Origin of the sequence: Sorangium sp. So ce296 (genome assembly GCF_051529605.1) — a bacterium.
Lineage (GTDB): Bacteria > Myxococcota_A > Polyangia > Polyangiales > Polyangiaceae > Sorangium > Sorangium cellulosum_D.
On record NZ_CP150325.1, the window covers coordinates 7,118,948 to 7,141,848 of the forward strand.

Sequence of the window (22,901 nt, forward strand, 5' to 3'; positions counted from 1 at the left end):
CCCGTGATACCGTGGCTCGGCCGGAACACCTCACCCGCGACGCGAGCGCGCTGCGGGCTCCGGCGCGCTGACGCATGGCCTCGGATCCCCCGCGACGACCCGCCGTGCTGCCCGAGGCGCAAGGCCCCCGACCAGGGCCGAGCGCCCCGTCGGCGCCGCTGGAGCCCACGCTGCCGTACGACGCAGGCGCGGCGAGCTCCGATCCGACGCCGAGCGAGCGCGCGCCGACGCGGCTCTGGTCGCCGCAGCGCCCTGCGACACCGCCGTCGCCGCCCGCGGCCGTGCCTCCGCCGCCGTCGCCGCCCCTGGCCGTGCCTCCGCCGCCGTCGCTGCCCGCGGCCGTGCGTCCGCCGCCGGCGCGGGTCGCCGCGGCGCTTCGCGCGGCCGTCGCGGCGCTCGGCAGGATCCTCCAGCGGAAGCCCCGTGGCGCCGGTCCCAGGCCGCCGCTCCGGCCGCAGCTTCTCCGCTGGGGCAAGCGGCTCGCGATCGCCTTCGCCGGCCTCCTCGCCGCCGCGGTGATCGCGTTCTTCCTCGTCGTCCGGCGCTACGAAGCCGACCTGCCGACCACAGCGGAGCTGAAAAATTACAACCCGCCGCAGGTGACGCGGTTCCTCGCGCGCGACGGCACGGTGCTCGGCGAGCTCTTCGTCGAGCGCCGGACGCTCGTGCCCGTCACCGAGATCCCGCCGGTGATGAGCCTCGCGGCGCTCGCGGCCGAGGACGCCAGGTTCTACAAGCACGACGGGCTCAACTACCTCGGCATGCTCCGCGCGCTGCTCGTCAACCTGCGCTCCGCGGAGGCGCGCCAGGGCGGCAGCACGATCACCCAGCAGGTCGTGAAGAACGTGCTGCTCACGCACGAGCGCACGCTGGACCGCAAGATGCGCGAGCTCCTCCTCGCCCGCCGCATCGAGCAGGAGCTCACGAAGGATCAGATCCTCGAGCTTTACCTGAACCACATCTACTTCGGCCACGGGCGCTACGGGGTCGAGGAGGCGGCGCGGTTCTACTTCGGCAAGAGCGTCCGCCAGGTGACGCTCGCCGAGGCGGCGCTCCTCGCGGGCATCGTGAAGGGGCCCTCCATCTACTCGCCGCGCGTGAACAAGGAGCGCGCCGAGAAGCGCCGCGCCTTCGTGCTCGGCCAGATGCGCGAGAAGCGCTTCGTGCCGGCCGCCCAGGTCGACGCCGCCCTCGCCGAGCCGATCCGCCTCGCCCCCGAGCCGGAGCACTCGGACGAGCTCGCGCCCGAGGTCCTCGCCGAGGCCGAGCGCGCGCTGCGCAAGGCGGTCGGGCCCGAGGCCAGGTACGGCGGCTACACGGTCGTGACGTCGATCGACCCGAAGATGCAGGCCGCGGCGCGCGCGGCCGTGCGCCAGAACCTCGACGCCTACGCCGCGCGCCACGGCCTCGTCGCGCCGTTCGTCCGAAAGAAGGGGGATCCGGCGCCGTTCCAGGGCGCCCCCAGGGATCAGAACCGCGCCTACCTCGGCGTGGTGACGGGCGCCGACGACGCGCGCGGCACGCTCGCGATCCGCGTGGGCGCGGGGCAGGGGACCGTCGACCTGCGGAGCGAGCGCCGGTACAACCCGCGCGGGCTCCCGCCGAGCCGCTTCGCCGAGGTCGGCAAGGTGCTGCGCGTGCGCTTCGCGGGCGAGCCCGAGGCCGGCAAGCTGCGGCTCGACCTCGGCCCGCAGGGCGCGCTCGTCGCGCTCGACGCGCGCACGCGCGAGATCGTCGCGCTCGTCGGCGGCTACGAGGGCGCGCGCGGCGGGCTCGATCGGGCGAGCCACGCGCACCGGCAGCCGGGGTCGACGTTCAAGGCCATCGTCTACGGCTACGGCATCCACGCGCGGAAGCTCACCGCCGCGTCGATGCTCGAGACGAACCCGGCGGCGCTCGAGGGCTACAAGCCCGGCAACTACGACGAGAGCGAGGGGCAGAGCCCGAAGCGCCTGCGCGAGGCGCTCGCCCACAGCGTGAACGTCGCCGCGGTGGCGGCGCTCCGGGACGTGGGCCCCGAGGCCGTGGTCGCGTGGGCGCGCGAGCTCGGGATCGCGTCGAAGCTCGGCGCCGACCTGTCGCTCGCGCTCGGCGCCTACGAGGTGACGCCGCGCGAGATGGCGGGCGCCTACGCGACGTTTGCGGCGGGCGGCGTGGTCCAGGAGCCCGTCCTCGTGACGAAGATCACGGGCCCGCGCGGCGAGGCGCTGCCCTTGCCGGCGCGCCCGCCGCCGCGGCCGGCGATGACCGCGGCGGAGGCGTACGTCACGACGGACCTGCTCACGTCGGTCGTGAAGGTCGGCACGGCGAAGCAGGCGCTCTCGCTGCGCCGGCCGATCGCGGGCAAGACGGGCACGACGAACGACGCGAAGGACGCCTGGTTCGTCGGCTACTCGACCGACATCGCGTGCGCCGTGTGGACCGGCTTCGACGACGCCACGCCGCTCGGCGGCGGCGAGGTGGGCAGCAGCGCCGCCCTGCCGGCGTTCATCGCGTTCATGGACAAGGCGCACGCGGGGCGGCCGGCGACCGATTTCCCGGAGCCGCTCGGGATCGTGCGCCTCCCCATCGACCCGGAGACGGGCGCGCTCGCGATGCCCGGCCAGGAGAACGCCGTCGAGGAGGTGTTCCTCGAGGGCACCGAGCCGACCGGGGTGGCCCTGCCCGACCCGTCCGCGATCGGGCAGGGGATCCTGGACCTGTTCAAACCGCAGTGACCGTCGCCCGCGCCGCCGGGCTGGCCAGCCGCCCGGCGCCCCGGCGAGCCCTGCGTCACGACGTCGCGTTCCTTCGGCGCGCGGTCGCGCTATGTTCCCGCTCGCCGCATGACACGGTCGCCGATCCTCGCCGCCCTGCTCTTGCTCGTGGCCGCGTGCAAGGGGCCGGCTCCCGACGAGGGGGTCGCGCTCTCGCCCCAGGCCGCGAAGGGCAAGGCCCTCTTCTCGACGCTCTGCGCGTCCTGCCACGCCCCCGCGGCCAAGCTGGTCGGCCCGCCGCTCAGCGAGATGGCGGCCCTCTACGCGACCGATCCCGCGGGCATCGTCCGCTGGGCCGTGGCCCCGGGCCGCAAGCGCGCCGACGTCCCGCCGATGCCCAGCTTCCGCGGGGTCCGCGAGTCGGACCTCGCCGACGTGGCGCAGTACATCATCGAGGCCGGCACCGCGGCCGGAAAGCAGGCTCCATGATCTATTCGTTCGTCCTCGTCGTGCACTCGTGGCTGCGCTGGGCCGTCCTGCTGCTCGGGCTCCTCTCGCTCGTGCGATCGGTCCAGGGCTGGACCCAGCGGAAGCCGTGGACCCCGGCGGATCGCAAGGCGAGCGCCGCGTTCGTCGGCGCGCTCGACGCCCAGCTCCTCCTCGGCCTCCTGCTCTACGTCGTGCTCAGCCCGCTGCGGCCCACCTCGCTGGCCGCGCTGAAGGCCGCGATGCCCGTCGCCGCGCTGCGCTTCTTCGCCGTCGAGCACGTCTTCCTCATGATCGTGGCGGCGGCGGTCGCCCACGTCGCCTCGGCCCGGGCGAAGCGGGCCGAGGACCCCACGGTGCGGCACCGGCGCATCGCGCTCGGCGTCCTGTTCTCGCTGCTCCTCGTGCTCGCCGCCATCCCCTGGCCGTTCCTGCCCTACGGCCGCCCGCTGTTCCGGTTCTGAGCCGCAGCGCTACGCCGCCGCTCTCCCGGCCTTCCAGCCGGCCGCGAACTCCTCGATGCGCGCCTTCAGGGTCGCGCACTCGCGCCGGACGATCCTCGACGCGAACACGTCCCGCAGCAGCCGGTCGGCGACCTGCCCCAGGACGGGGAGGTTGAGCGAGCCGCGCAGCTCGTCCGTGACGAGCGTGGCGCCGGCGGGCAGCGGCTTCAGCCGGTACTGCGAGGAGTGCGGGAAGGCGCTCTTCGGCGCCTTGAGATCCGTCTCGACCCAGCCGATCCCCGCGCCCTCTTCCCAGTGGGTCACCCGCGCGCCGCGCGCCTCAGGGGCGCTGCCGAAGAACGAGTGATCGATGAGCACGCGCGTCCCCTTGCCCCGGCGCACGTCGGTCTCGAAGCGCACCGCGACGTGGAACTCGTTCACCTGCATGAGGCGCTCGAGATCGCTCATCCACGCCCACGCCACCTCGATCGGCGCCTCGATATGGATGCTCTCCTGGATGTACAGCACGAGGACCCTCGCTTTCGCCCGGGGAAGCCGGCGCGGTCACCGTAGCACGGCGGGAGCGGCCGAAAGCGCCCGCGGCCGCCGTCACTCGCGGATCTTCGTGTCCCTGTTGTAGCCGCGCGGGTGGAGCGGCGACAGCTTCTCCAGCCAGATCTGCTCCAGCAAGGTGAGCTCGTCGGTCAACGAGAAGCTTGGATCGTCCTTGGTCTGCACGACCTCGAGCACCTCGAACGTGAAGGCCTCGGCGCCGTGCTCCTTCCAGTCGCGCTGGAGCTCCTGGTTCGTGTGAGCGCCGAGCGACAGCATGAAACGGTGCTTGTTGAGCGGCCCGTGGAGGTTCGTGCTGCTGCCGAGCAAGACCTTGCCGTTCACCGTGTTCTTCACCTGGAAGATGCCCGCCTGCTTGGGGGTCTCGAGGTACTTCCGCTTCAGCTCCTTGCGCGTTTCCATCCTGCTCGCTCCCTGGATGGGCTTGCCGGTCGCGGGGGGTTCCTTCCCCGGCTCCGGGGCCTCGCTCCGTGTCTCGGGCGCCTTCGCTTCCTGCTCGATCAGCCAGTAGCGCTGGCCGTCGCGCGCCATGTACCCCTCGTCCACGAGCAGGCGCCGGATGGTGCAGTGGTCGGGATACAGGGTCTGGATGATCTCGTTCACCTCGCGCTCGCGGTAGCGCCGGCCCGCCTGGAACTTGCCGACGAACTGCTCGAGCACGATGCGCCGCTTGCGCCATTGCTTCGGCAGCTGGACCAGCGCGCCGTCGCGGAAGTAGGCGCGCGTCACCTTGTTCCGCGATCGCTCCACGCGGCGCTGCTCCGGGTCGCCCTCGGCGCGCGGCAGCGCGGCGAGCTCCCTCAGCCGCAGATCGAGCAGATCGGCGCGCAGGGCATAGACCAGGTAATACTGGGTCTTGCGCTTCGTCACGAGGCCCGCCTCGTCGAGCTTCCGCAGGTGGAACGACACGGTGGACGGCGCGCGCCCCAGCCGCTCGGCCAGCTCCTCGGCGCAGTGAGGCCGCTCGATCAGGGCGCTCACTACCTGGAGCCGCGAGGCGTCGGCGAGCGCCTTGAGCACGCCGATGCGCTCCTCGACGCTCAGGGCGCCCGCAGCGCCCGGCGTGGGCCCCGCAGGATCTGGTTCGACAACCATCGAATCAGAATAGCGAGCGCCCGCGCCTGGTCAATCTGTTTCGACGGATGTCGAATCAGTCTCGCTGGGCGCGCTCGGTGGGCGCGCCCGGTGGGCGCGACGAGCGCGGTCGCGCCACGTCGGCGGACGCCGGCGGGCTCGCCGCCGGCGGGCGGACGCGTGCGGGCGGATGCCCGCGGGGCTCGCCGCCGGCGGGCGGGCCCCGCGGGCGCTGCGCGTCACGCCACGCTCACGCCGCGTCTTCCCGGCTCATCCGGAGCAGCCACAGCGGCGCGAGCGCCTGCGACAGGCTCCCCGCGAGCGACGCGTCGGCGAAGCCCCGCCCGCGATCGCGTGCTCGGGCCAAGACCGAGCGTCACGCCCTCGGCGTTCGTGGTGCGGCGTTCGAAGAGCGGGATCGTGAAGTGCACGGCGGCGAGTGCAGCGGGCTGCGCAACCGGCCACCGCGGAGGCGTTCTTCCGAAGGCGGCGGAGCGTCAGCGCCCCTCTGGGTTCGCGAGCCATGCCGCGAGGGTCTCGCCGTCCAGGGTCAAGACCACCTCATCCAGACGCTCTTCCCCGAGCCGCGCCAACCTCTCGGCCAGGGTGCTGCGCTCGTCGTCCGTCATCGCCCTGCCGAGCCGCTTCTCGAACAGCCGCGTCAGCGCCAGCCGCTTGCCCTCGTCCAGGCCGAGCCGCTTGCCCTCGTCCAGGCCGAGCTGCCGCTGCTCCGCCTGGTAGCTCTTGAACCACTCCTGGATCTCCATGATGACGTCATCCTCCACGTCTTCCGGGAGCTGCCCGGGGATCTCGTAGCCGAAGTGTACCAAAAGCGGCAGGGCGACGCTCCGCTCCCAGGCGTCCTCCGGCAGCGCCATCAGGTCCTGCAGCGCCTCGCGCAGCACCCAGCGTGCACCCATCAGCCGCAGGATGAGCGTGCTGCGCGTGCGCGGCAGCTCGGAGAGCACCACGACGCGCACGTGCAGCGCCGGCGCCGGACCGTACACACCCGGGCTCAGCGCCTGGCAGCCGTATCCGTCGAGCACCGTCTCGGGCCGTCCCGTGCTGACGACGATGAGCCACGGGAAAGGCACCTCGTTGCGAGATGCCGGCGGGGCCTCGATCCGATCGGGCGCGGTCCGCGCCCGCCGCTCGAGCTCGTGATGCCACGCGAGCTGCTTGCGCAGGCAATCGCGCATGTGCCGCAGGCCCGGGGTGTTGCGGAAGACCTCGAACATACATGGCCCGGCCGCCAGCTCGCCCAGCACTCCAAGCTCGCGCCGCACCGCCTCGCGCGCCGGATCGGGCACACACCAGACGTCGATCCGCTGGGTGGCCGCGGCGACCTCGACCTCGGTGTCCGACTCCGCCATGCGCCGGAGCGCGTCGCGCAGCAGACTCTTGATGAACTGGTCGGAGCGTTCGCGCATGGGACCAACATCCCCTCTCGATGCAGGCCATCGCACGCACTGGTGTGCGCGACGCGCGGCCAGCGCGGCTCATGCATTGGTCTACGGAGCGCTGCACGAGAAATCGTGGAGGTAGCGAGCGATTTTTATCGGAAAAATCGGTGAAGGCAGCGGCGGATTCCCGAACGAACGAGTGGTGATGCCCGTAAAGGTGAATGGCCCGCCTAGGAGAGCTCGCGACGCCGACTCATGCGCTGCGCCGTCAGGCAGGCAAGAGGTCGAACACGGCCCGGTGGGCCTTCTCGATCTCGTCGAGCAGGAGCACGCAGGACGGCCGCTCGCGCACGCGCTGCGTGAGCAGGCCGCCCGCGCCGTCGGTCCCGCGGATCAGGCGATCGGCCGCGCCCTCGCTCGACCTCCAGGCGGTGCGCGCTCCCGGGCAGGAGCCCCAGGTGCTCTCACGTCGACAGCGCCCGCGAGGCGAGCAGCCGGCGCACCTCGTGCCGGATCGCCGGCGCGATCGGCTCGCCAGCCTCGACGTGGAACGCGTGGCCGAGGCTCGGCACGAGCACTCACGTGAGGACGTCCTCGTCGCGGCCGAAGCTCGCGGCGTCGGGCGCCGCGACGGCGAAGGCGACGCACACGCCGTCGAAGCGCTCGCGCACGACGACGAGCGCCCGCGCGGTGCGCCCCTCGCGCGCCTCGGGAGCGCCGTCCGCGGAGGCGCCCGCTCCGTTCTCAGGAGCGGGCGCGGATCGCCCCTCGTCGCCGGCGCCCGTGCTCATCCGAGGGGGCGGAGCTGACCCGATCGGCCCGGTCGGCGCTATCGGATCGGCGCGCCGCTCACGACGGGTCGGCCTTGGGCGTCGCGGGCGTGCTCGGAGGCAGCTCGGGCTTCTTGATGTACTCGGTCGGGAGCTCGCCGGTGAGCGCCTTGAGGAACGAGACGATCGCCTTCACCTCCTCGGGCTTGGCCTCCACGCCGAGCTGGTGCCACGCCATCTTGGTCACGGTCTCGTCGAGCGTCGCGATCGAGCCGTCGTGGAAATAGGGGAAGGTCTTCTCGATGTTCCTGAGGCTCGGGACGCGGAAGAAGAACTTGTCCTTCTCGTCCTTCGTGGCATCGAAGCGCCCGTTGTCCTTGAGGCCGGCATACTCCTTCACGAGGCCGAGCTTCTGGAACGTCGAGCCGCCGACGGCGACGCCCGTGTGGCAGGTCGGGCAGCCGAGCGAGATGAACTTGTGGAACCCGGCCTTCTCCTCGGCGGTGAGGGCCTTGTCGTCGCCGTCGAGGTACTTGTCGAAGCGCGACGGCGTGACCAGGCCGCGCTCGAACGCGCCGATCGCCTTGGCCATGTTGTCGTAGGTGATCGGCTCCTTGTCGTCGGGGAAGGCCGACTTGAAGAGCTTCACGTACTCGGGGATCGACTTGAGCGTCGTGATGACCCGCTTCTCGTCGGGCATGGCCATCTCGACGGGGTTCAGGATAGGCCCCTTGGCCTGGTCCTCGAGGGTGGCCGCGCGGCCGTCCCAGAACTGGGCGATGTGGTGGCCCGCGTTGTAGGCCGACGGCGAGTTGCGGCCGCCCAGCTGGCCCTTGTGCCCGGAGGAGAAGTTTTTGTTGTCCACGCCGTAGTTGGACAGGTCATGACACGAGTTGCAGGAGATATCGTGGTTCTTCGAGAGGCGCGTCTCGTACCAGAGCATCCTGCCCAGGGTCACCTTCTCATCGGTGATCGGGTTCTTGTCGTACTCGAATTTGGCGGGCAGGACCTTGAAGGACTTGACGTCGTCCGGATTGAAGACGAGCGGCTTCACGTCGCCCGTCGTCGAGGGCTTTGCCGTGGTCGAGGCCGGGGGGGCCTGATACTCGTACTCCGCGGATCGTTCGCAGGCGCCGAGGCCGGCGGCGACGAGGAGCACACAGACGAGAGATGAGGGCGAACGCATGATGTCTCCTGGCTCGTGAGGACGAAGTCCACGGTAGATAGAGCCGCCTGCCACGTCAACGCGCGCCTCAGCCGCGCCGCCGCCGCGACCGTCGGCCGAGGCGCGCTGCGCGGTCGCGCGGGGCGCCCGGCGACGCGGTGCGTGTTACGGCCAGGTTGCGACTCCTGGTCTCGAGGGTAGCGCAATGGGCGCTGAGGTGCTGCCTTCGCGTCCATCTCCCCCCGAGGTGCGCATTTTCCGTTTCATCCGATTTATCCAGGCGATCGCGGGGCGCGCTCGCCGGCGCGGCGCAGCGGACGCGGGCCGCGGCGGGCGATCCGGGGGAGGTGGCGACGGCGCTCGGCCTCGGGGCCCTTGCGCGGCCCGGGCGCGCTGGGCAACCCTTGCGGCCGTGCAATCGCCGATCGACAGCGGGGTCGTGCTCATCACCGGCGCGTCGTCGGGCATCGGCCGCGCGCTGGCGCGCGAGGTCGCCGGCCGCGCCCGGGCGCTCGTGCTGGTGGCGCGCCGCAGGGATCGCCTGGAGGCGCTGCGCGCCGAGCTCGCCGCGGCGCGTCCGGGGCTCGCCGTGCTCGTCTTCGGCTGCGACGTCACCGATCGGGCGGCGGTCGACGCGATGCTCCTCGCCGTCGCGGCCGAGGTCGGGGGGGTCGACGTCCTCGTCAACAACGCCGGCTTCGGCGATCTCAGCCTGTTCGACCTCTCGGCGTGGTCGCGCACCGAGCAGATGATCGCGCTGAACGTGACGAGCCTCGCGTACCTCACGCACCGGCTCGTCGGCCCGATGGTGTCGCGCGGGCGCGGCGTGATCGCGAACGTGAGCTCCGGCTTCGGGCTCACGTTCGGGCCGGGGATGGCCGCGTACATCGGCACGAAGCACTTCGTCACGAGCTTTACCGAGGGCCTCCGCCTCGATCTGGCCGGCACCGGCGTGCGGGTGACGCAGGTCTGTCCCGGGCCGGTGCAGACCGAGTTCACGGAGATGGCCGGCAATTTCACCGGCCTCGAGCCCCCTCTGCTCCTGTCGATCTCCCCGGAGCGCTGCGCGCGCTCCCTCGTCCGCGCGGTGGACCGGGGCCGCGCGCTCGTCGTGCCCGGGGTGGTGGCGTGGTTCGTCGTCTACCTCGGCGCCCTCTGCCCCCGCTGGCTGCTCCGGCTCGTCTACCGGCCGATCGCGCGCATGCTGCGCAAGAAGCAGCTCGCCGTGCGCGGCGCTCCGGCGCCTCCCTGAGGCGGATCGCCGCCGCGTCCGCGCGCGGAAGACGCAGGACGCAGAACGGAGCGCTGCTGGGCCGGCCGTCGCGCCGCGCGGCACGGCGCGGCGCGGCGCGCCAGGTTCATCTCCGGGGCGATAGCCCTTGTGGTAGCGTCGTGCGCGGCTCGCCAAGCCCCTGAGGAGAACCACGGATGAAGAAATATCGGTGCCTGGTCTGCGATTTCATCTACGACCCGGCGGTCGGCGACCCCGACAGCGGCATTGCGCCGGGGACTTTGTTCGAGCACCTGCCCGACAGCTGGGCTTGCCCGGAGTGCGGCGCGACCAAGGCGGACTTCGAGCCGATCGAGGACTGAGCGCGCTGCCCCGCCCGGTGCCGCGGCGGGGCAGGGGACACGGAGGCGCGGGCGAGCACATCGATGGTCCGCCCGCCGTGCCCCCGTGTTGTCGCGACACCGTCCGCGCGCGGCCGCGCGATCGACCTCGGGTCGGGCGAGCTCGGCGCCTCGGATGGGCCAGCCGCAGCGCTCTCGCGGTGCGCTCGGCACGCCGCGGCGAGCGCGGCAAGCAGCGCGCGGGAGCGCTCCGCGGTGACCGAAGTACGCCGCGGCGAGCGAGATGCGTCCTGCGGCGGCCGAGAGGCACGCCGCCGTGCGTGAGGACGGCGCAGCGCGGTGCCGTGGAGCCAACTGCGGCGCAAGCTCGGTGCGCGCCCGCTAGCGACGGTACCGAGGGTGGAAAGAAGAACTGTTAAGAAAGAGAATCGAGCGAATTCGAGGGTGGACCTGACAGGGATCGAACCTGCGACCTCTAGAGTGCGATTCTAGCGCTCTCCCAACTGAGCTACAGGCCCTCGCTTTCGAGAGCGCGGACTCTACCCGCCTGGGCGCGGCTGTCAAGCGAAGAAAGCGGTTTTCTGTCCGGGGTCGCCGCACCTTGCCTGAGCGGCGACCCCGTGTGCCTTCTCCGGCCTCTTCCTCCTCGTCGTCCGGGCTCGTTTCTGGTTCCGGGAGGAGGGGAGGCCCTCGGCGGGGGAGCTCGGCACCACCTCTCGCGCAGCCCTCGCGGGGCCTGCGCCGCGAGCGACGCCTAGTTGGCCGGGCTCTGGTCCGTCTGCGCGGGCTCGCCGGGCGGCTCGGCCTGCGCGCGCGCCTGGGCCTTCGGGTTCTGGAAGGAGAAGAGCCGCTCGCGCTCCTCCCCGTAGCTCTGGGTGCTCCCCCACTTCGGGTTCCAGTCCTTCACCCAGTACACGTCCCCCGAGACGATCGCGTCCTCGGGCCGCCCCGTGCGCTCGGGGTAGCGGTACATGTACTCCTTCATCGCGTCGCGGTACGAGGTGTTCGCCGGCAGCTTGATGCGGGCGAAGTAGTCGCACCAGATCTGGGTGTACGCGAAGCTCTTCGCGTTCAGGAGGTCGAAGTTCGGCGGCTTGCCCGTGAAAGGATCGATGTGGCGGCCGTCGACCGTGACGGCGTCGACCACGATCGTCCCGTCGTCCATCACCGGGTTGGGCGAGAACATGAACCAGCCCTGAAGGAACCGGAGCTTCTGCGCGAGGACGCGCGTCTCCTCGGGGTGCGGCACCTTCCAGCGGTTCTTGATGACCCAGAGCTCGACCGCCGCCTGGTTCACGGCGCCGACGAACATCACGAGCGCGCCGATCTCGCGCAGCGCGACGAGCCCCTTCCGGCCGGCGAGCCGGAGCGGCGCCGGCGGGGGCGCGACCTCCGAGCGCTCCGGGACCCGCACGCCGAGCGCCCGGCCCAGGCTGCGGCGGTGCGCCGCCGCCATCGCCGCCGTGACCGCGTCGCGCACGAGCGGCAGGCGGAGCGCCCACGCGACCGCGGGGCCGAGCGGGATCGCCGCGACGAGGTCCGCGAGCGCCAGGGCGCCCTCGACCCCGTTGCCGTCGGGGCGACGCGCCGCGAGCCCGTGCGCCGCGGAGCTCGACGCCTCGAACGTCAGCAGCCCGAACCGGTCCATCCGCTTCAGCACGCGGCAGGCGAGGACGGCGCCCGGCGACCGCGGGTCGAACAGCACGACGCGGGCCCGGTGCGCGCGCCGCATCGTGCGCGCGGCGATCTCCCAGTCCTCGCGGCCGAAGAGGAGCGTCGAGAACACGCAGAGCGCCCACGCGAACGGCCCCAGCACGAACGTCGTGCCGAAGCCGACGTGGAGCACGTTCATCATCACGAGCGCGAGCCGCCGGGCCCACACGCGGCCGAGCGGCGAGAGGAGGCACACCGGCATGGCCGCCTCGAACGCGATCACCATCTTCGTCATGAACAGGATGAGGAAGTTCGGCGCGTAGTCGCGGATGTCCGCCACGATCGGCGTCACCATCCGGTCGACGTAGAGCACGTAGTGGATCGCGGTCCCGTTCTTCCAGGCGGGGCCGGTCTTGTGCACCACGTTGAAGAAGTAGATCGCCGCGATCTGGATCAGCAGGATGGGCCCGACGAGGGTCACGAAGTCGTTCGGCTTGAGCGGGTCGTCGACGGCGGTGCGGTCGTTGAGATCGTCGGCGGTCCGCTCGCGGCTCCGCTTCATCGACGCGAGGAGCGCGTCGAGCGAGAAGCGATCGCCCAGCGGCAGGAAGCACGTCCAGAGCAGGAGCAGGTTGTGGACGACGTAGCCGCCGTTCTCGATGAGCAGGACGCGCCCGTTCATGCTCGTGACGAACACGAGCGAGAGCACCTGCATGAGCTTCGTCTTCCAGCCGATGAGCAGGCAGACGTAGGTCGCGAAGATCACGACCCAGAGGACCGCGAGCTCGCCCGGCGTGGAGAAGGCGTTGACGAGCGAGAAGTTCCCGCTGCCCTGCGGGCGCCAGAGGTTCACGTGGTTCGGCAGGACGCCGATGTCCGCGAACATGTCGTTCCACGCCCACGTGCGGCGGAACAGGTCGCCGATCAGGAAGAAGCCGAGCAGGATGCGCGTGAAGCCGAGCGTCCGCCGATCGAACGTGAAGAAGCTGTCCCGGAGGATGTCCCACATCGATGGCCCGCGCGGCGGGGGAGCCGCCTCCGGCTCGCCCTCGGCGTCGTCGTCGTCCGCCGCGGCGCCGTCGTCGGCCGCGGCGCCGTCGTCCGCCGCGGCGCCGCCGTCCGCCGCGGCGCCGCCCTGCTCCTCGTCGCGCGCGGCGCTGCCCGTGGGCGCGCCCTCGCCTGCGCCGGAGCTCCCCTCGGCGGCGGCCTTCCGGCCGGCCGCGTGGCTCCCGCTGGGGTCCTCGTCCCGGAGCGCGCCCTCGGGCCCGCGCTCGTCGCGATCGTCGTTTGCGTTCATAAGGCGTCGAGGTCGGTGCTGCGCGAGCGGAGCGCTCGCCGCTGTCGGTTCCTACCTACCGCAACCGCGCGGGCGCCGCACGAGGCGACCAAGGTCGCGACGCGCGGGCGCGCCGGGGCCCTGGTCGCCTCGCGCGGCGCGCTCGATGCGCGGGGCTCGCGCGGCGGCGGCGCGGCGTGCTTGATGCGCGCGGCGCGGGGCGGTAACGGGGAGGGAGGTGCCCCCGATGCCCGACGCGGAAGAGCGCCTTGCGCTCGCGGCCTGCGCCTTCCTGGCCGGCTGCCTCCTGCTCGCGCCGCGCGAGTGGGTCTCGGCGGCGCTCGCGCTCGCGCTCGCGGCGGCGCTCTTCGCCTGGCATCTCCGGCTGCGCGCGGGAGCCCGTCGGGGCGGGCCGGCGGCCGCGACGGCGGCCGCCGGCGCCCAAGGCGCGCCGGTCGAGGCGGCCGCTCCGGGCCTGCCGGCCGCCGCGGTCCTGCCGGCCGCCGCGGGCCTGCCGGACGCCGCCCAGGGCTCGCCGGGCGAAGCGAGCGCTCAGGCCTTGCCGGGCGAGGAGCGGCGGGAGTCCGGCTGAACGCGCAGCGGCGGGCGGCCGAAGCGGGCGCGCACGCGATCGGCGACCGACCGCATCTTCGGCGCCCCGAGGAACCGCCGCTCCAGCCGCCGCTTGCCAGGGATGTCGAGGAGCATCACGCCGATCAGGATCACCAGCGCGCCCGGGCCCGGAACGCCGGGCAGCGAGAGCAGGATCCCGAGCGCCACGGCGACGACGCCGAGCAGGTTCTTCCCGACGCGCGCCGACACGCGCATCCAGGCGGGGCGCCCTGGCAGGAACGGCTCGTCCTCCTGCTTCTGCAGGTAGTCCTCGGGCAGACGGACGAGCACGAACGCGACGAGCGCCGTGCCCGCGACGAAGCTGGCGGCGCACACGCCCACCCCGATCGCGATCTGCCCGCGATGCGCCTGCACGAACGAGATCGCGGAGCGGACGGCGTCCATCATCGAGGATGGGCAGGAGCATACGGCGCGCGGCCGGTCGGGGCGAGGCCGGCCGCGGTCCTCAGGGGACGAGCACGGTGCCGATCGATCCGGGCGCGCTCGCCTCGCGCTCGAGATCGCCCGGGCGGAGCCGCCCCAGGATGTGGATGCGGCGGACCCCCTCCGCGAGCGCGGCGAACGACTCCTCGAGCTTCGGGATCATCCCGCGCGTGACGGCGCCGCTCGCGATGAGCGCGCGCCCCTCGGCGACGGTGAGGCTCGGGATGCGCGAGGCGGGGTCCGAGACGTCGCGCAGCACGCCCGGCACGTCGCTCACGAGGAAGAGCCCCGCGGCGCCGAGCTCGATGGCGACGCGGTTGGCGACCGTGTCGGCGTTGATGTTGTAGACCTGCCCGTCCGCGCCGGCGCCGAGGCAGGCGAGCACGGGCACGTAGCCGCCGCGCCCGAGCAGCTCGAGGAGCCCGCGGTCGACGCCCGTGATGTCGCCGACGAGGCCGAGGTCCACCGGATCGGGGCCGGCGCTGCGGTAGACCTGGGGCGGACGCTTGATCGCCGAGAGGGCGGGCCCGCTCGCGCCGTGGAGCCCGACGGGCCGCGCGCCCGCGGCGAGGAGCGCGGCGCAGAGGTCGACGTTGAGCTTGCCGGCGACGACCATCTTCATGACGTCGAGCGTGTCCGCGTCGGTGACGCGCTGGCCGGCGACCTGCCGGACGGGGATGCCGAGGCGCTCCTGCAGCCGGGTCGCCTGCGCGCCGCCGCCGTGGACGACGACCGCGCGCGCGCCGGCGCGGGTGAGCGCCGCGAGATCGCTGGCGAGGACGGCGAGGGCCGGGCTGCCCACGACCTCGCCGCCGAGCTTGATGACGAGCGGGCCTTCCGACGCTGTCACGGGTGCCTCCGCGTTGCTCTGGGACGGTTCATGGGCGGACACGTATCACTTCTGCAGCGGGCAGGGCAGAGGCCGCCGGGCCCCCGCGCGCCCGCGCTCCCCGCGCGCGGGCTTCCGCGGCGCTGCGGCGCCCGCGCTTCCGCGGCGCGGCGGCGCCCGGGCTTCCGTGGCATGCTGGCGCGGTGATCCAGGCCCTCCGACAGGCGCTGTCCAGCCGCACGGCGCCGATGCTCGCGCTCCTCGAGCGGCTGGTGAACCTCAACTCGTTCACGGACAACCCGCGCGGCGGCGATGCGGTGGGCGAGGTCCTCGCCGACGAGCTCGCGACGATCCCCGGCCTGTCGGTGCGCCGGTTCCCGAGCGCGCGGTTCGCGGCGCACTGGGTGGTGGAGAGCGAGGCGGCGAAGGCGTCGCCGGCGGGGCACGTCGCCCTCGTCGGGCACCTCGACACGGTGTTTCCGCCGGGCGTCTTCGAGGGCTTCCGCCTGGACGGCGATCTCGCGCGCGGGCCCGGCGTGCTCGACATGAAGGGCGGGCTCGTGGTGGCGATCGAGGCGCTCCGGGCGCTCGAGCGGATCGGCGCGCTTGCGGAGATCCCGGTGCGGCTCGCGATCGTGTCGGACGAGGAGGTCGGGTCGCCCGAGGGGCGCCCGCTGCTGCAGCGCGAGCTCGCGGGCGCGGCGTGCGCGCTCGTGTTCGAGGCGGGGCGCGAGGGCGACAGGATCATCACCGCGCGCAGGGGCACGGGGGGGGCGACGGTGCGGGCGACGGGCAAGGCGGCGCACGCCGGCAACGCGCACGAGCAGGGCGCGAACGCCATCTGGGCGCTCGCCCGCTTCATCGACTGGGCGCAGCGGCTCACCGATTACGCGCGGGGGGTCACGGTCAACGTCGGCAAGGTGAGCGGCGGGCAGGGGAGGAACACGGTGCCCGACGCGGCTGAGGCGGCGGTCGATTTCCGCTTCGTGAGCCTTGCGGACGGCGAGGCGACCCTCTCTGCGCTCGCCGCGGCGGCGCACGAGGCGGCGCTCGAGGTGCCTGGCACCTCGGTGCGCGTGGACGGCGAGGTCGCGCGGTCGCCGCTCGTGCGGACCGAGGCGAGCGCGGCGCTCTGCCGGGAGTATGCGGCCTGCGCGCGGGCGGCGGGGCTCGGCGACGCCGAGGCGCCGCTCATCGGCGGCGGCTCCGACGCGAGCTCGACGGCCGAGATCGGGATCCCGTCCATCGACGGTCTCGGGCCGCGGGGCAGCGGTTTTCACACGAAGGACGAGCTCATCGAGGTGGGGACGCTCGTGCCCAAGGCGGAGGCGCTTGCGGCGTTCCTTGTGGGGCGTCGCGCCTCGGCGACGGGGTAGCGCGACGGCGCTCCGGCGAGCGAGGAGCGAGTCCCGCCGTGTGGCGTGTCGGCCTATGCTGACTGCGGCTCCGCGCGACTCCGTATCTGAACGACTCCGGATCTGTCCTTCGAGGGCGTCGAACAGAGGACCACGGCAACGACAGATGCCCACCCCCGGCCCGTGCTCGGCCCTTCGGGCCTGCGCGCGGTCCGCCCCTCCCAAGTCCCGCGCTCCGCGCGGGACGGGAGGGGTGCGTCCGTCGCCGGCGTCTCGGTCGTCCACGCGAGCGAGAGCTCCAGCCGCAGCATCGTCGCAGTCGCGCACGTCACCCACCTCCGAGGCGCGCCAGCACACACGTGACGTTGTCCGGCCCGCCGTGCTCGTTGGCCAGATCGACGAGCAAGCTCGCCGCCAGGCCCAGGTCGCGATGCGCCTCGAGCACGCCGGCGATCTGCCCCTCCGGCACCGGCCCCCAAAGCCCGTCCGAGCAGACGAGGAAGATGTCTCCCGGCGCTGTCGCTTCCACCCGCGACTCGATCGCGACGCTCTCGTCGCATCCGAGTGCCCGCGTCACCGCGTTGGCCCGGTCGCTCAGCGCCTCGAGCGCCGCGAGCGCGCCGTCGCCGTCGCGCAGCAGCTCCTCCATCAGCGTGTGATCCCGCGTCAGCCGCTCCAGCTTGCCGCCGCGCATCCGGTAGACGCGCGAGTCGCCCACGTGCGCGATGTAGGCCATGCCGGGCCCCAGCAGCACGCCCGCGAAGGTCGTCGCCATGCCGCGCATCTCGTCCTCTTGCTGGCTCGCCTCGTAGATTGCCCGGTTGGCGCGCCGTACGCTCATCACCAGGCGCACCTCATTCCGGTTGTTCGGCCTCGCTGCGCCGTAGGGCCACGTGTCCTCGAGATCTTCATCCTCCTCGATGCAGCTCTTGACCACCTCGATGGCCATGCGCGATGCGACCTCGCCGGCCGCGTTGCCCCCGAGTCCATCGGCCACCATGAACAGCCCGAGGCACGGCAGCGCTGCGAAGCTGTCCTCGTTGTGGCTGAGGCGGCGCCCCACGTCCGACTGCGCTGCCGCCTCAATGGCGAGCTGCGGATACACGATCGTCCTCCTCGCGCGCTCGCCTTCAGGACGAGCCGAGCCAAGGCGCGCTGCAAGGGCAGGGCGCCGGGTCCTCTTCTGGGGCAGCGCGCCCGGCGCTGCCGCGGGTCGTCAGCGCACGCGAGCCGTGCTCGCAGCGCTCGCGTGCTGCCTTAAAGGGGGGCCTCTACGGCGGCGCCCCTCGATCAGGTCTCGTTGCGCTCGGGCCGCGGCGGTCGCACGAGCTTCAGGTGCCGCGGCATGCCGCCGCTTCCGCTGGGGCTCCGTGGCGGGCCACAGGACGGCGTGGCGTGCTCGCCATCGTCCCGCACGAAGAGGTTGGGCCGCGCTTTCGAGGGCGGCGCGAGTTCCTCGACGGCCTCTCCGAGGGCGGCGCGCTCCGCTCTGCAGCAAACGCAGTAGCGCGCCGGGTCCCAGTCGATGTCCTCGAGGCCCATCTTCCGCACCCACGACAGCTCCCACATCAGCGTCGGGCTGACGTGGATCACGTTTCCCGAGCGATGCATGCCGTTGCTGCTGAACCATCGACGCTTCGACATGGGCGCACCTCTCGAGCTGAGGGCACCCATCCTGCCGCTGATGCCGCTGCTCGCCAACCGCTGTCCCGACGACATCTCTGGCGCTGCGCTGCCTTACGCCGGGCCTCGTGAAATCGTCACGAAAAAACATGATGGCGCTCACTGCCCGCAGCTCTTGCCGGTGGCGAAGTCCCAGCAGCTCCCGGCGCTCCCCGGCGCGCCGGCGCTCTTCGGCGGGCCGCCGGGCGCGATGCTGCCGCCGTTGCCGGCTGTGCCCGGGGTGAACTGCACCGCCGGCGCCTCGCTCGGTGTCGCGGCATAGGCGATGCCCACGGCGTGGCCGCCCCGGCCTCCGGCGCCGGGTCCGCCGGCTCCGCCTCGGCCGCCTCGACCGCCGTCGCAGCCGGGGATGGAGGGGGGCTTCTCCGATGCCGTTCCACCGGAAGCTCCGGCGCCGCCGTTGGCCCCGTTCTGCCCGTCAGCACCATCTCCGCCCTTGCCGGCCTTGCCCACGGCGACGGTCACGTCGATGAGCACCAGCTTCGTGCCCAGGCTGAGGATCCCGATGCTCGAGCCGCCGGCCTTGCCGCCGCCTCCTCCTTTCCCACCGCACCCGCCGGCGCCGCCCCCGCCGCCGCTGGCGCCGGGGCCCTCGACGGTGCTGGCGCCGGCGGGGCAGAACAGCCCCGCCTTCGCGCCGCCGCCACCACCTCCCCCTTGACCTTTCTTCCCGTTTGTGCCGTCGTCGCCGTCACCGCCGGTGATGCCGTCCAGTGTCAGCACCGTAGCGGTGCCCGCGTCACCTGCGACGCCGGGATCGCCGCTCTTGCCGTTCTCGCCGGCCTCGCACTCGCCAGCCGCATCGGTCTGACCGATGCCACCGAGCCCCCTGTTGTTCGGGTTCTCCTCCGGTAACGGCGCGCCATCCTCCCCGCGTTGCCCATTCCCCTCATCGATCCCCGGGCTTCCTCCGCGCCCGCCCGGGCCGCCGCGCGTCTCGCCGTCCTCGCACGTCGTCACGCCGGCCTCGCCGCCGAAGACCAAGTCGCACGCGTTCGACACCGCCCCCGCCGGCGCTCCCGCCTGCGGTGCCTCCGCCGGCGTCTCGCCCTTCGCGCCGTCCATCCCGTCACCCGCGATCACGTCCACCTGCGAAAGCTTCGCCTCCACGTCCGCCACGGCCACGCCGATCGATGACCCGCCCGCCACGGTCGCGCTCGCCGCGCGCACCGCGAAGCTCCGCACCTTGGCCCCGCTCGCGCCCTCCGCCAGCGTGAGCCCGATCTCGTCCGCGGGCCCCTCGATCGCGCTCCGCGCCTCCGGGCTGAAGCTCCACCCCGCCGTGCAGTCGAGCCCGCCGTAGATCGTCACTCCGCTCTTGACTTCCACCACTTCCTTGAACGTCTCCGCGCACACGTACACGCGCCGCGTCCCGTTCTGCTCGGCCAGAGCGAGCGCTGCGGCGAGCGTCTTCACCGGCGCGTCCTTCGCCCCGTCGCTGGCGTTGTCGCCTCCCGTCGCCACGAACACGCCGCACGCATCGTCTACCGCGTCGCCGCCCGCGCTTGGAACGCAATCCGGCGGCGTGTCGCCGCCTTCCCCGTCGGGCAGGAAGTGCGGGCACGTCAGCATCTGCTCGCAGTCATCGGCAATGTGGCTCCAGCAGCCCTCACAACCAGCGGCGGTGAGCAGCAGCGCCGCACACCGTGTTCCCCATCGCATCCGTCGCTTCTTCATCGCGTCACCTCTCGCGTTCACCACACGCCCATCGCATCGACGCCGAGGCGGCCGCTCCGCACATCGACCTAGGCGCCCGACTGCGCCGAGCCGTTCGGCTTTCTCGACGGCCACAGCACGTACCCCACCGTTGCGACGGCCAGAGCTCCGGCCGCGATGTACGCCACGCGCGCCGCGTTGCCGACGCGCTGGCTGGGAGTGGATGCCTTGCTCGTCGTCTCGCTGCTTATCCGTCCCTTCGCTTCTTTCGTCCCACGCTTTGCCGTGGACACACCGCGTCCTGCCGCAGGCGCACCTCGTCCCTACGCGTGCCGCGCTCGCATCGATCCATGCGCACGTCACCGCTCTGCTCCGCGCCATGGCGGGGCATCGTCTCGCCTCGCTCACCCGCCGCGCGCGATCTGCTCGCGCGCACCTTCGCTTCGCTTCCACGCCGCATCACGCCGCGACAGCGGCGTCGCTCTACACGGCGCCTGGTATCACCTCACCTGAGAGCGCTCACGGAAGCTCTTGCTCCGCGGCTGCGACCCCATCAGCTCCAGCGTTCATCGCCGCGTTGTTGCTCCCGCCGAGGCCACCTTTGCCTGGGGCACTGGGCGCGAGCGTCGTCTTGCCTTCCTGCTTCACCGACCCACCGCGGAACGCGATCGCGATCGAGGGGCCGCCGAGGCCGCCGCCGCCAGGTCCGCCGTTGCCGCCCTTGCCACCTTGGCCACCGGCGCAGCCGTCGCTGGAGCCACCAAAGCCGACGCCACCTTGGCCACCCAAGCCACCAGACGCCCCCGGCTGGAGGTTGCCCCCCTTGCCACCGTTGCCTCCGTGTCCGGCGGTGAGGGTGCAGTCGATGAGGGTGACGTTGGCGTCGACACTGGCGAGGGCGATGCTCGCGCCGCCTGGGCGGCCGCCCAGTCCGGGCAGGCCACCGCAACCGCCGGCTCCACCGCTGCCGCCGCTGGCGCCCGCGCCTGAGATGCCGCCAGCACAGACTAGGCCGCCCTTGGCGCCGCCGCCGCCTCCGCCGCCCTGTCCGGGCTTGCCGGGTGTGCCGTCTTCGCCGGGCACACCGATGTAGCCGGTGGCGCTCAGCGTGCCGAGGCCGCTGGCGCCGGCGCCGGCGGGGCCGGAGCTGCCGTTGGCACCGGCGCTGCCGCCACCCTTGGTCGGATCATTCGGGATGGCGCCGCAGCTCCAGCTCTCGTTCATCGACGGCGGCTCGCCGGCGCCAGCCTGTCCCTCGACGCCGGTCTGGCCTGCAACGCCACCGGCTCCGTTGTTGATGTTGCCATCGCCGCCGCTGCCGCCGATGGACAGCTCCACCCCGCACTCGTTGACCACTTGCGCGCCACCCGACAGCGTCGCGTCAGGCCCTTCCGTGCCGTCGAGGTCGCTGCATGCATCGACGCCGTTGCTGCCGCTCGGCGCGCGCTCGGGTGCCTCGCTCGGCGCGTTGTCGCCGTCCGCCCCGTCCGCCGCGTTGCCCGCGACGAGCGCGCAGCGCTCCAGCTCCGCGGTGGAACCGTAAGCGAGGACCGCGATCGATGAGCCCCCCTTCGCCTGCGCGTCGGGCGCGACCGCCTCGACATCCTCGATGCGCGTCGTGCCCTCGCCGCGCGCCAGCGTCAGCGGGATCGCCTCGACGCCGGGCGCGACGATCGTCTTCTTCTCTTCACCGATCCATCGCCATCCGTTCGCACAGTCCAGCCCGCCGAAGATCATCACGCCGGCGGGCACGTCGATCGCCTCGGCGAACTTCTCCGCGCACGCATACACTCCGCCCCCCTTGTCCGCTGCCCGCGCGATCGCCTCGCTCAGCGTCTTGACAGGCTCTTCCTTCGTCCCCGCTCTGGCGTCATCGCCGCTCGCCGCGACGAACACGCCGCATCGATCCTCTACGGCGTTAGCCTCTTCGCTCGGCACGCAGCCCGCAACGCTCGCATCGCGGTCCCAGAGCCCACCGTACTCCTCGCACATCAGTGTGAGCTTGCAGTCGTTCGCACGATCGCTCCACACGCCGTCGCAGCCGCCCAGGAGGGCAACGGTGAACCCGACCATGCCGAACGTCGAGGTCGGCGTCCGTGCCGAGCTTGATTGCTTGCGATATCCCATCACCAAGCTCCATGCGCGATGATGCCGGCGCCGCGTGCACCGAGGCTGGGAACCAACTGCACACGACTCGCGTTTCCCGACGGCGTGGCTGGCCACAGCCAATACGCCAGCGCTCCTGCCAGCAGTAGCCCCGAGGTCGCGTAGGCGATGCGCGCTCCGTTCGAGAAGGCATCGACGCGCGCTTCTCCATCACGAAGCTTTGCGCACGCTCCGACGTGCTCCGCTGGAGCGTCGATGCAGCCGCCGCCCGCGTTCCAGATTGCGGCTCGCTGAGAGCTCGTCTCCGCGCTCGCGTCGTTCGCGGTGAGGGTCAACGCCACCCCTACGCCGAGCCCCACGACACTCGCCGCCCCGAGCACGATCACCGGCACCCAGCTCCTCCCTTCCGGCGGCGCCGCGGTGGTCTCCGGTAGCTTCGCCGTAGGCGCCTCGCGCGCCGCTCGCGGCCCTTCGGCCGATGGCGCGCCCAGCGCGGCCTGCGCCTCCGCGCGAGCCGGCTCCAGGTGCAGCGTGATCCCGCCCGTGTACCCCGCCGCCGGCTCGATCTGCTGCCGCTCCGCGGTGTACCCGTCGAGCGCCGCGCTGATGGCGTGCGGTCCCGGCTCCAGGAACACCGGCAGCGCGAGCGGCGTCCGCCCCACCACGGCCCCGTCGACCGTCACCTCCGCGCCTTCCGGCTCCGTCGCGATCGTGATCGCCGCGACCTTCGCCAGCGCCTCCTTCAGCAGCACCTCCGCGCGCTGCCGCTGCACCGTCCTCTCCGCGGGCGCCTCGCGCAGGTACCACGACAGGTGCTCCGCCGCGTCGCGGTGCTTGCCGAGCCGCAGCTCGGCCACGCCGAGGTTCGACGCGATCTGGTAGTGCTGCTTGATGCGCCACGCCGCCAGGAACGACGCGTGCGCCTCGGCCCAGCGCGACCGGTTGAGCGCCGCGAGCCCTTCGTCATAGAGCTGCCGCGCCTTGTCCGTCAGCGCCTCCGTCTCGGTCGCGCCTCGGGCGCCGGCGTCCGCCTGCGCGCTGCTCGCGGGGGCGACCAGCGCGATCGCGAGGCCGAGTGAGCACAGCAATGCATGCCTCTTCATGG

At 72.7% G+C, this 22,901-nt stretch carries 20 protein-coding genes, 1 tRNA gene and 1 pseudogene; 7 read left to right on the top strand and 15 right to left on the bottom strand.

Going from position 1 to position 22,901, the window contains the following annotated elements:
* Positions 1-104 precede the first annotated feature (104 nt).
* The 3 genes from WME98_RS26490 (at position 105) to WME98_RS26500 (ending at position 3,646) form a co-directional block, all read left to right on the top strand.
* A complete protein-coding gene (locus WME98_RS26490) occupies positions 105-2,717 on the top strand; it encodes a penicillin-binding protein 1A (RefSeq protein ID WP_437953829.1) in 2,613 nt (870 codons plus the stop codon).
* Between the two features lie 108 nt (positions 2,718-2,825).
* Positions 2,826-3,185 carry a c-type cytochrome gene (locus tag WME98_RS26495; RefSeq protein ID WP_061625582.1) on the top strand — a complete coding sequence of 120 codons (360 nt, stop codon included), beginning with the start codon at positions 2,826-2,828 and terminating at the stop codon, positions 3,183-3,185.
* Positions 3,182-3,646, top strand: coding sequence for a hypothetical protein (locus tag WME98_RS26500; protein WP_437953830.1), 465 nt, complete (start codon positions 3,182-3,184; stop codon positions 3,644-3,646). The genes WME98_RS26495 and WME98_RS26500 overlap by 4 nt, the downstream gene beginning before the upstream one ends.
* 9 nt (positions 3,647-3,655) lie before the next feature.
* Here WME98_RS26500 and WME98_RS26505 read toward each other — a convergent pair whose 3' ends face one another.
* From WME98_RS26505 to WME98_RS26530, 6 genes and pseudogenes are all read right to left on the bottom strand, one after another.
* On the bottom strand, positions 3,656-4,153 hold the full coding sequence (locus WME98_RS26505; protein WP_437953831.1) for an SRPBCC family protein: 498 nt from the start codon (positions 4,151-4,153) through the stop codon (positions 3,656-3,658).
* A gap of 81 nt (positions 4,154-4,234) precedes the next feature.
* On the bottom strand, positions 4,235-5,293 hold the full coding sequence (locus WME98_RS26510) for a metalloregulator ArsR/SmtB family transcription factor (RefSeq protein WP_437953832.1): 1,059 nt from the start codon (positions 5,291-5,293) through the stop codon (positions 4,235-4,237).
* Between the two features lie 476 nt (positions 5,294-5,769).
* The gene (locus WME98_RS26515) at positions 5,770-6,702 is read right to left on the bottom strand and encodes a hypothetical protein (protein WP_437953833.1); all 933 of its coding nucleotides are present in this window, start codon (positions 6,700-6,702) and stop codon (positions 5,770-5,772) included.
* A gap of 250 nt (positions 6,703-6,952) precedes the next feature.
* Positions 6,953-7,081, bottom strand: a pseudogene (locus WME98_RS26520) (AAA family ATPase); the annotation flags it as partial.
* Positions 7,082-7,253: 172 nt separating this feature from the next.
* A complete protein-coding gene (locus tag WME98_RS26525; RefSeq protein ID WP_437953834.1) occupies positions 7,254-7,466 on the bottom strand; it encodes a hypothetical protein in 213 nt (70 codons plus the stop codon).
* Positions 7,467-7,524: 58 nt separating this feature from the next.
* Complete coding sequence (locus tag WME98_RS26530) at positions 7,525-8,631, bottom strand: cytochrome-c peroxidase (RefSeq protein ID WP_437953835.1); 1,107 nt, start codon at positions 8,629-8,631, stop codon at positions 7,525-7,527.
* A gap of 391 nt (positions 8,632-9,022) precedes the next feature.
* Here WME98_RS26530 and WME98_RS26535 point away from each other — a divergent pair, with 391 nt between their 5' ends.
* Complete coding sequence (locus WME98_RS26535; RefSeq protein WP_437953836.1) at positions 9,023-9,862, top strand: SDR family NAD(P)-dependent oxidoreductase; 840 nt, start codon at positions 9,023-9,025, stop codon at positions 9,860-9,862.
* Between the two features lie 176 nt (positions 9,863-10,038).
* Complete coding sequence (gene rd / locus WME98_RS26540) at positions 10,039-10,203, top strand: rubredoxin (RefSeq protein WP_020732538.1); 165 nt, start codon at positions 10,039-10,041, stop codon at positions 10,201-10,203.
* Positions 10,204-10,627: 424 nt separating this feature from the next.
* Here rd and WME98_RS26545 read toward each other — a convergent pair.
* Together WME98_RS26545 and WME98_RS26550 are read right to left on the bottom strand one after the other, a co-directional pair.
* Positions 10,628-10,700, bottom strand: a tRNA-Ala gene (locus tag WME98_RS26545).
* A 236-nt stretch (positions 10,701-10,936) separates the two neighbouring features.
* Positions 10,937-13,132, bottom strand: coding sequence for a hypothetical protein (locus WME98_RS26550; RefSeq protein ID WP_437953837.1), 2,196 nt, complete (start codon positions 13,130-13,132; stop codon positions 10,937-10,939).
* 226 nt (positions 13,133-13,358) lie between these two features.
* Here WME98_RS26550 and WME98_RS26555 point away from each other — a divergent pair, with 226 nt between their 5' ends.
* The gene (locus WME98_RS26555) at positions 13,359-13,703 is read left to right on the top strand and encodes a hypothetical protein (protein WP_437953838.1); all 345 of its coding nucleotides are present in this window, start codon (positions 13,359-13,361) and stop codon (positions 13,701-13,703) included.
* Here WME98_RS26555 and WME98_RS26560 read toward each other — a convergent pair.
* Together WME98_RS26560 and argB are read right to left on the bottom strand one after the other, a co-directional pair.
* Positions 13,664-14,131 carry a hypothetical protein gene (locus tag WME98_RS26560; protein ID WP_129572861.1) on the bottom strand — a complete coding sequence of 156 codons (468 nt, stop codon included), beginning with the start codon at positions 14,129-14,131 and terminating at the stop codon, positions 13,664-13,666. The genes WME98_RS26555 and WME98_RS26560 overlap by 40 nt on opposite strands.
* Before the next feature lie 58 nt (positions 14,132-14,189).
* Positions 14,190-15,017 carry an acetylglutamate kinase gene (gene argB, locus WME98_RS26565; protein ID WP_437953839.1) on the bottom strand — a complete coding sequence of 276 codons (828 nt, stop codon included), beginning with the start codon at positions 15,015-15,017 and terminating at the stop codon, positions 14,190-14,192.
* Positions 15,018-15,199: 182 nt separating this feature from the next.
* On the opposite strand from argB, the gene WME98_RS26570 reads away from it, so the two are divergent.
* The gene (locus WME98_RS26570) at positions 15,200-16,372 is read left to right on the top strand and encodes a M20 family metallopeptidase (protein WP_207217727.1); all 1,173 of its coding nucleotides are present in this window, start codon (positions 15,200-15,202) and stop codon (positions 16,370-16,372) included.
* 307 nt (positions 16,373-16,679) lie between these two features.
* On the opposite strand, the gene WME98_RS26575 is transcribed toward WME98_RS26570, so the two are convergent.
* The 5 genes from WME98_RS26575 to WME98_RS26595 form a co-directional block, all read right to left on the bottom strand.
* Complete coding sequence (locus WME98_RS26575) at positions 16,680-17,456, bottom strand: PP2C family protein-serine/threonine phosphatase (RefSeq protein ID WP_437953840.1); 777 nt, start codon at positions 17,454-17,456, stop codon at positions 16,680-16,682.
* A gap of 185 nt (positions 17,457-17,641) precedes the next feature.
* Positions 17,642-17,995, bottom strand: coding sequence for a hypothetical protein (locus WME98_RS26580; RefSeq protein ID WP_437953841.1), 354 nt, complete (start codon positions 17,993-17,995; stop codon positions 17,642-17,644).
* A gap of 138 nt (positions 17,996-18,133) precedes the next feature.
* Complete coding sequence (locus WME98_RS26585; RefSeq protein WP_437953842.1) at positions 18,134-19,711, bottom strand: hypothetical protein; 1,578 nt, start codon at positions 19,709-19,711, stop codon at positions 18,134-18,136.
* Between the two features lie 498 nt (positions 19,712-20,209).
* Entirely contained in the window at positions 20,210-21,817 is a 1,608-nt protein-coding gene (locus WME98_RS26590; RefSeq protein WP_437953843.1) for a PGRS family protein, read from the bottom strand.
* Positions 21,817-22,899, bottom strand: a complete 1,083-nt coding sequence (locus WME98_RS26595; protein WP_437953844.1) for a PEGA domain-containing protein — start codon at positions 22,897-22,899, stop codon at positions 21,817-21,819. The genes WME98_RS26590 and WME98_RS26595 overlap by 1 nt, the downstream gene beginning before the upstream one ends.
* Positions 22,900-22,901 lie beyond the last annotated feature (2 nt).

Excerpts from the sequence above, each read along its gene's own strand:
- WME98_RS26560 (WP_129572861.1), bottom strand. The coding sequence starts at position 14,131 with ATGATGGACGCCGTCCGCTCCGCGATCTCGTTCGTGCAGGCGCATCGC.
- WME98_RS26500 (WP_437953830.1), top strand. The coding sequence starts at position 3,182 with ATGATCTATTCGTTCGTCCTCGTCGTGCACTCGTGGCTGCGCTGGGCC.
- WME98_RS26525 (WP_437953834.1), bottom strand. The coding sequence starts at position 7,466 with ATGAGCACGGGCGCCGGCGACGAGGGGCGATCCGCGCCCGCTCCTGAG.
- WME98_RS26515 (WP_437953833.1), bottom strand. The coding sequence starts at position 6,702 with ATGCGCGAACGCTCCGACCAGTTCATCAAGAGTCTGCTGCGCGACGCG.
- WME98_RS26585 (WP_437953842.1), bottom strand. The coding sequence starts at position 19,711 with ATGAAGAAGCGACGGATGCGATGGGGAACACGGTGTGCGGCGCTGCTG.
- WME98_RS26595 (WP_437953844.1), bottom strand. The coding sequence starts at position 22,899 with ATGAAGAGGCATGCATTGCTGTGCTCACTCGGCCTCGCGATCGCGCTG.
- WME98_RS26580 (WP_437953841.1), bottom strand. The coding sequence starts at position 17,995 with ATGTCGAAGCGTCGATGGTTCAGCAGCAACGGCATGCATCGCTCGGGA.
- WME98_RS26550 (WP_437953837.1), bottom strand. The coding sequence starts at position 13,132 with ATGAACGCAAACGACGATCGCGACGAGCGCGGGCCCGAGGGCGCGCTC.
- WME98_RS26590 (WP_437953843.1), bottom strand. The coding sequence starts at position 21,817 with ATGGGATATCGCAAGCAATCAAGCTCGGCACGGACGCCGACCTCGACG.
- rd (WP_020732538.1), top strand. The coding sequence starts at position 10,039 with ATGAAGAAATATCGGTGCCTGGTCTGCGATTTCATCTACGACCCGGCG.
- WME98_RS26495 (WP_061625582.1), top strand. The coding sequence starts at position 2,826 with ATGACACGGTCGCCGATCCTCGCCGCCCTGCTCTTGCTCGTGGCCGCG.
- WME98_RS26530 (WP_437953835.1), bottom strand. The coding sequence starts at position 8,631 with ATGCGTTCGCCCTCATCTCTCGTCTGTGTGCTCCTCGTCGCCGCCGGC.
- WME98_RS26555 (WP_437953838.1), top strand. The coding sequence starts at position 13,359 with ATGCCCGACGCGGAAGAGCGCCTTGCGCTCGCGGCCTGCGCCTTCCTG.
- WME98_RS26510 (WP_437953832.1), bottom strand. The coding sequence starts at position 5,293 with ATGGTTGTCGAACCAGATCCTGCGGGGCCCACGCCGGGCGCTGCGGGC.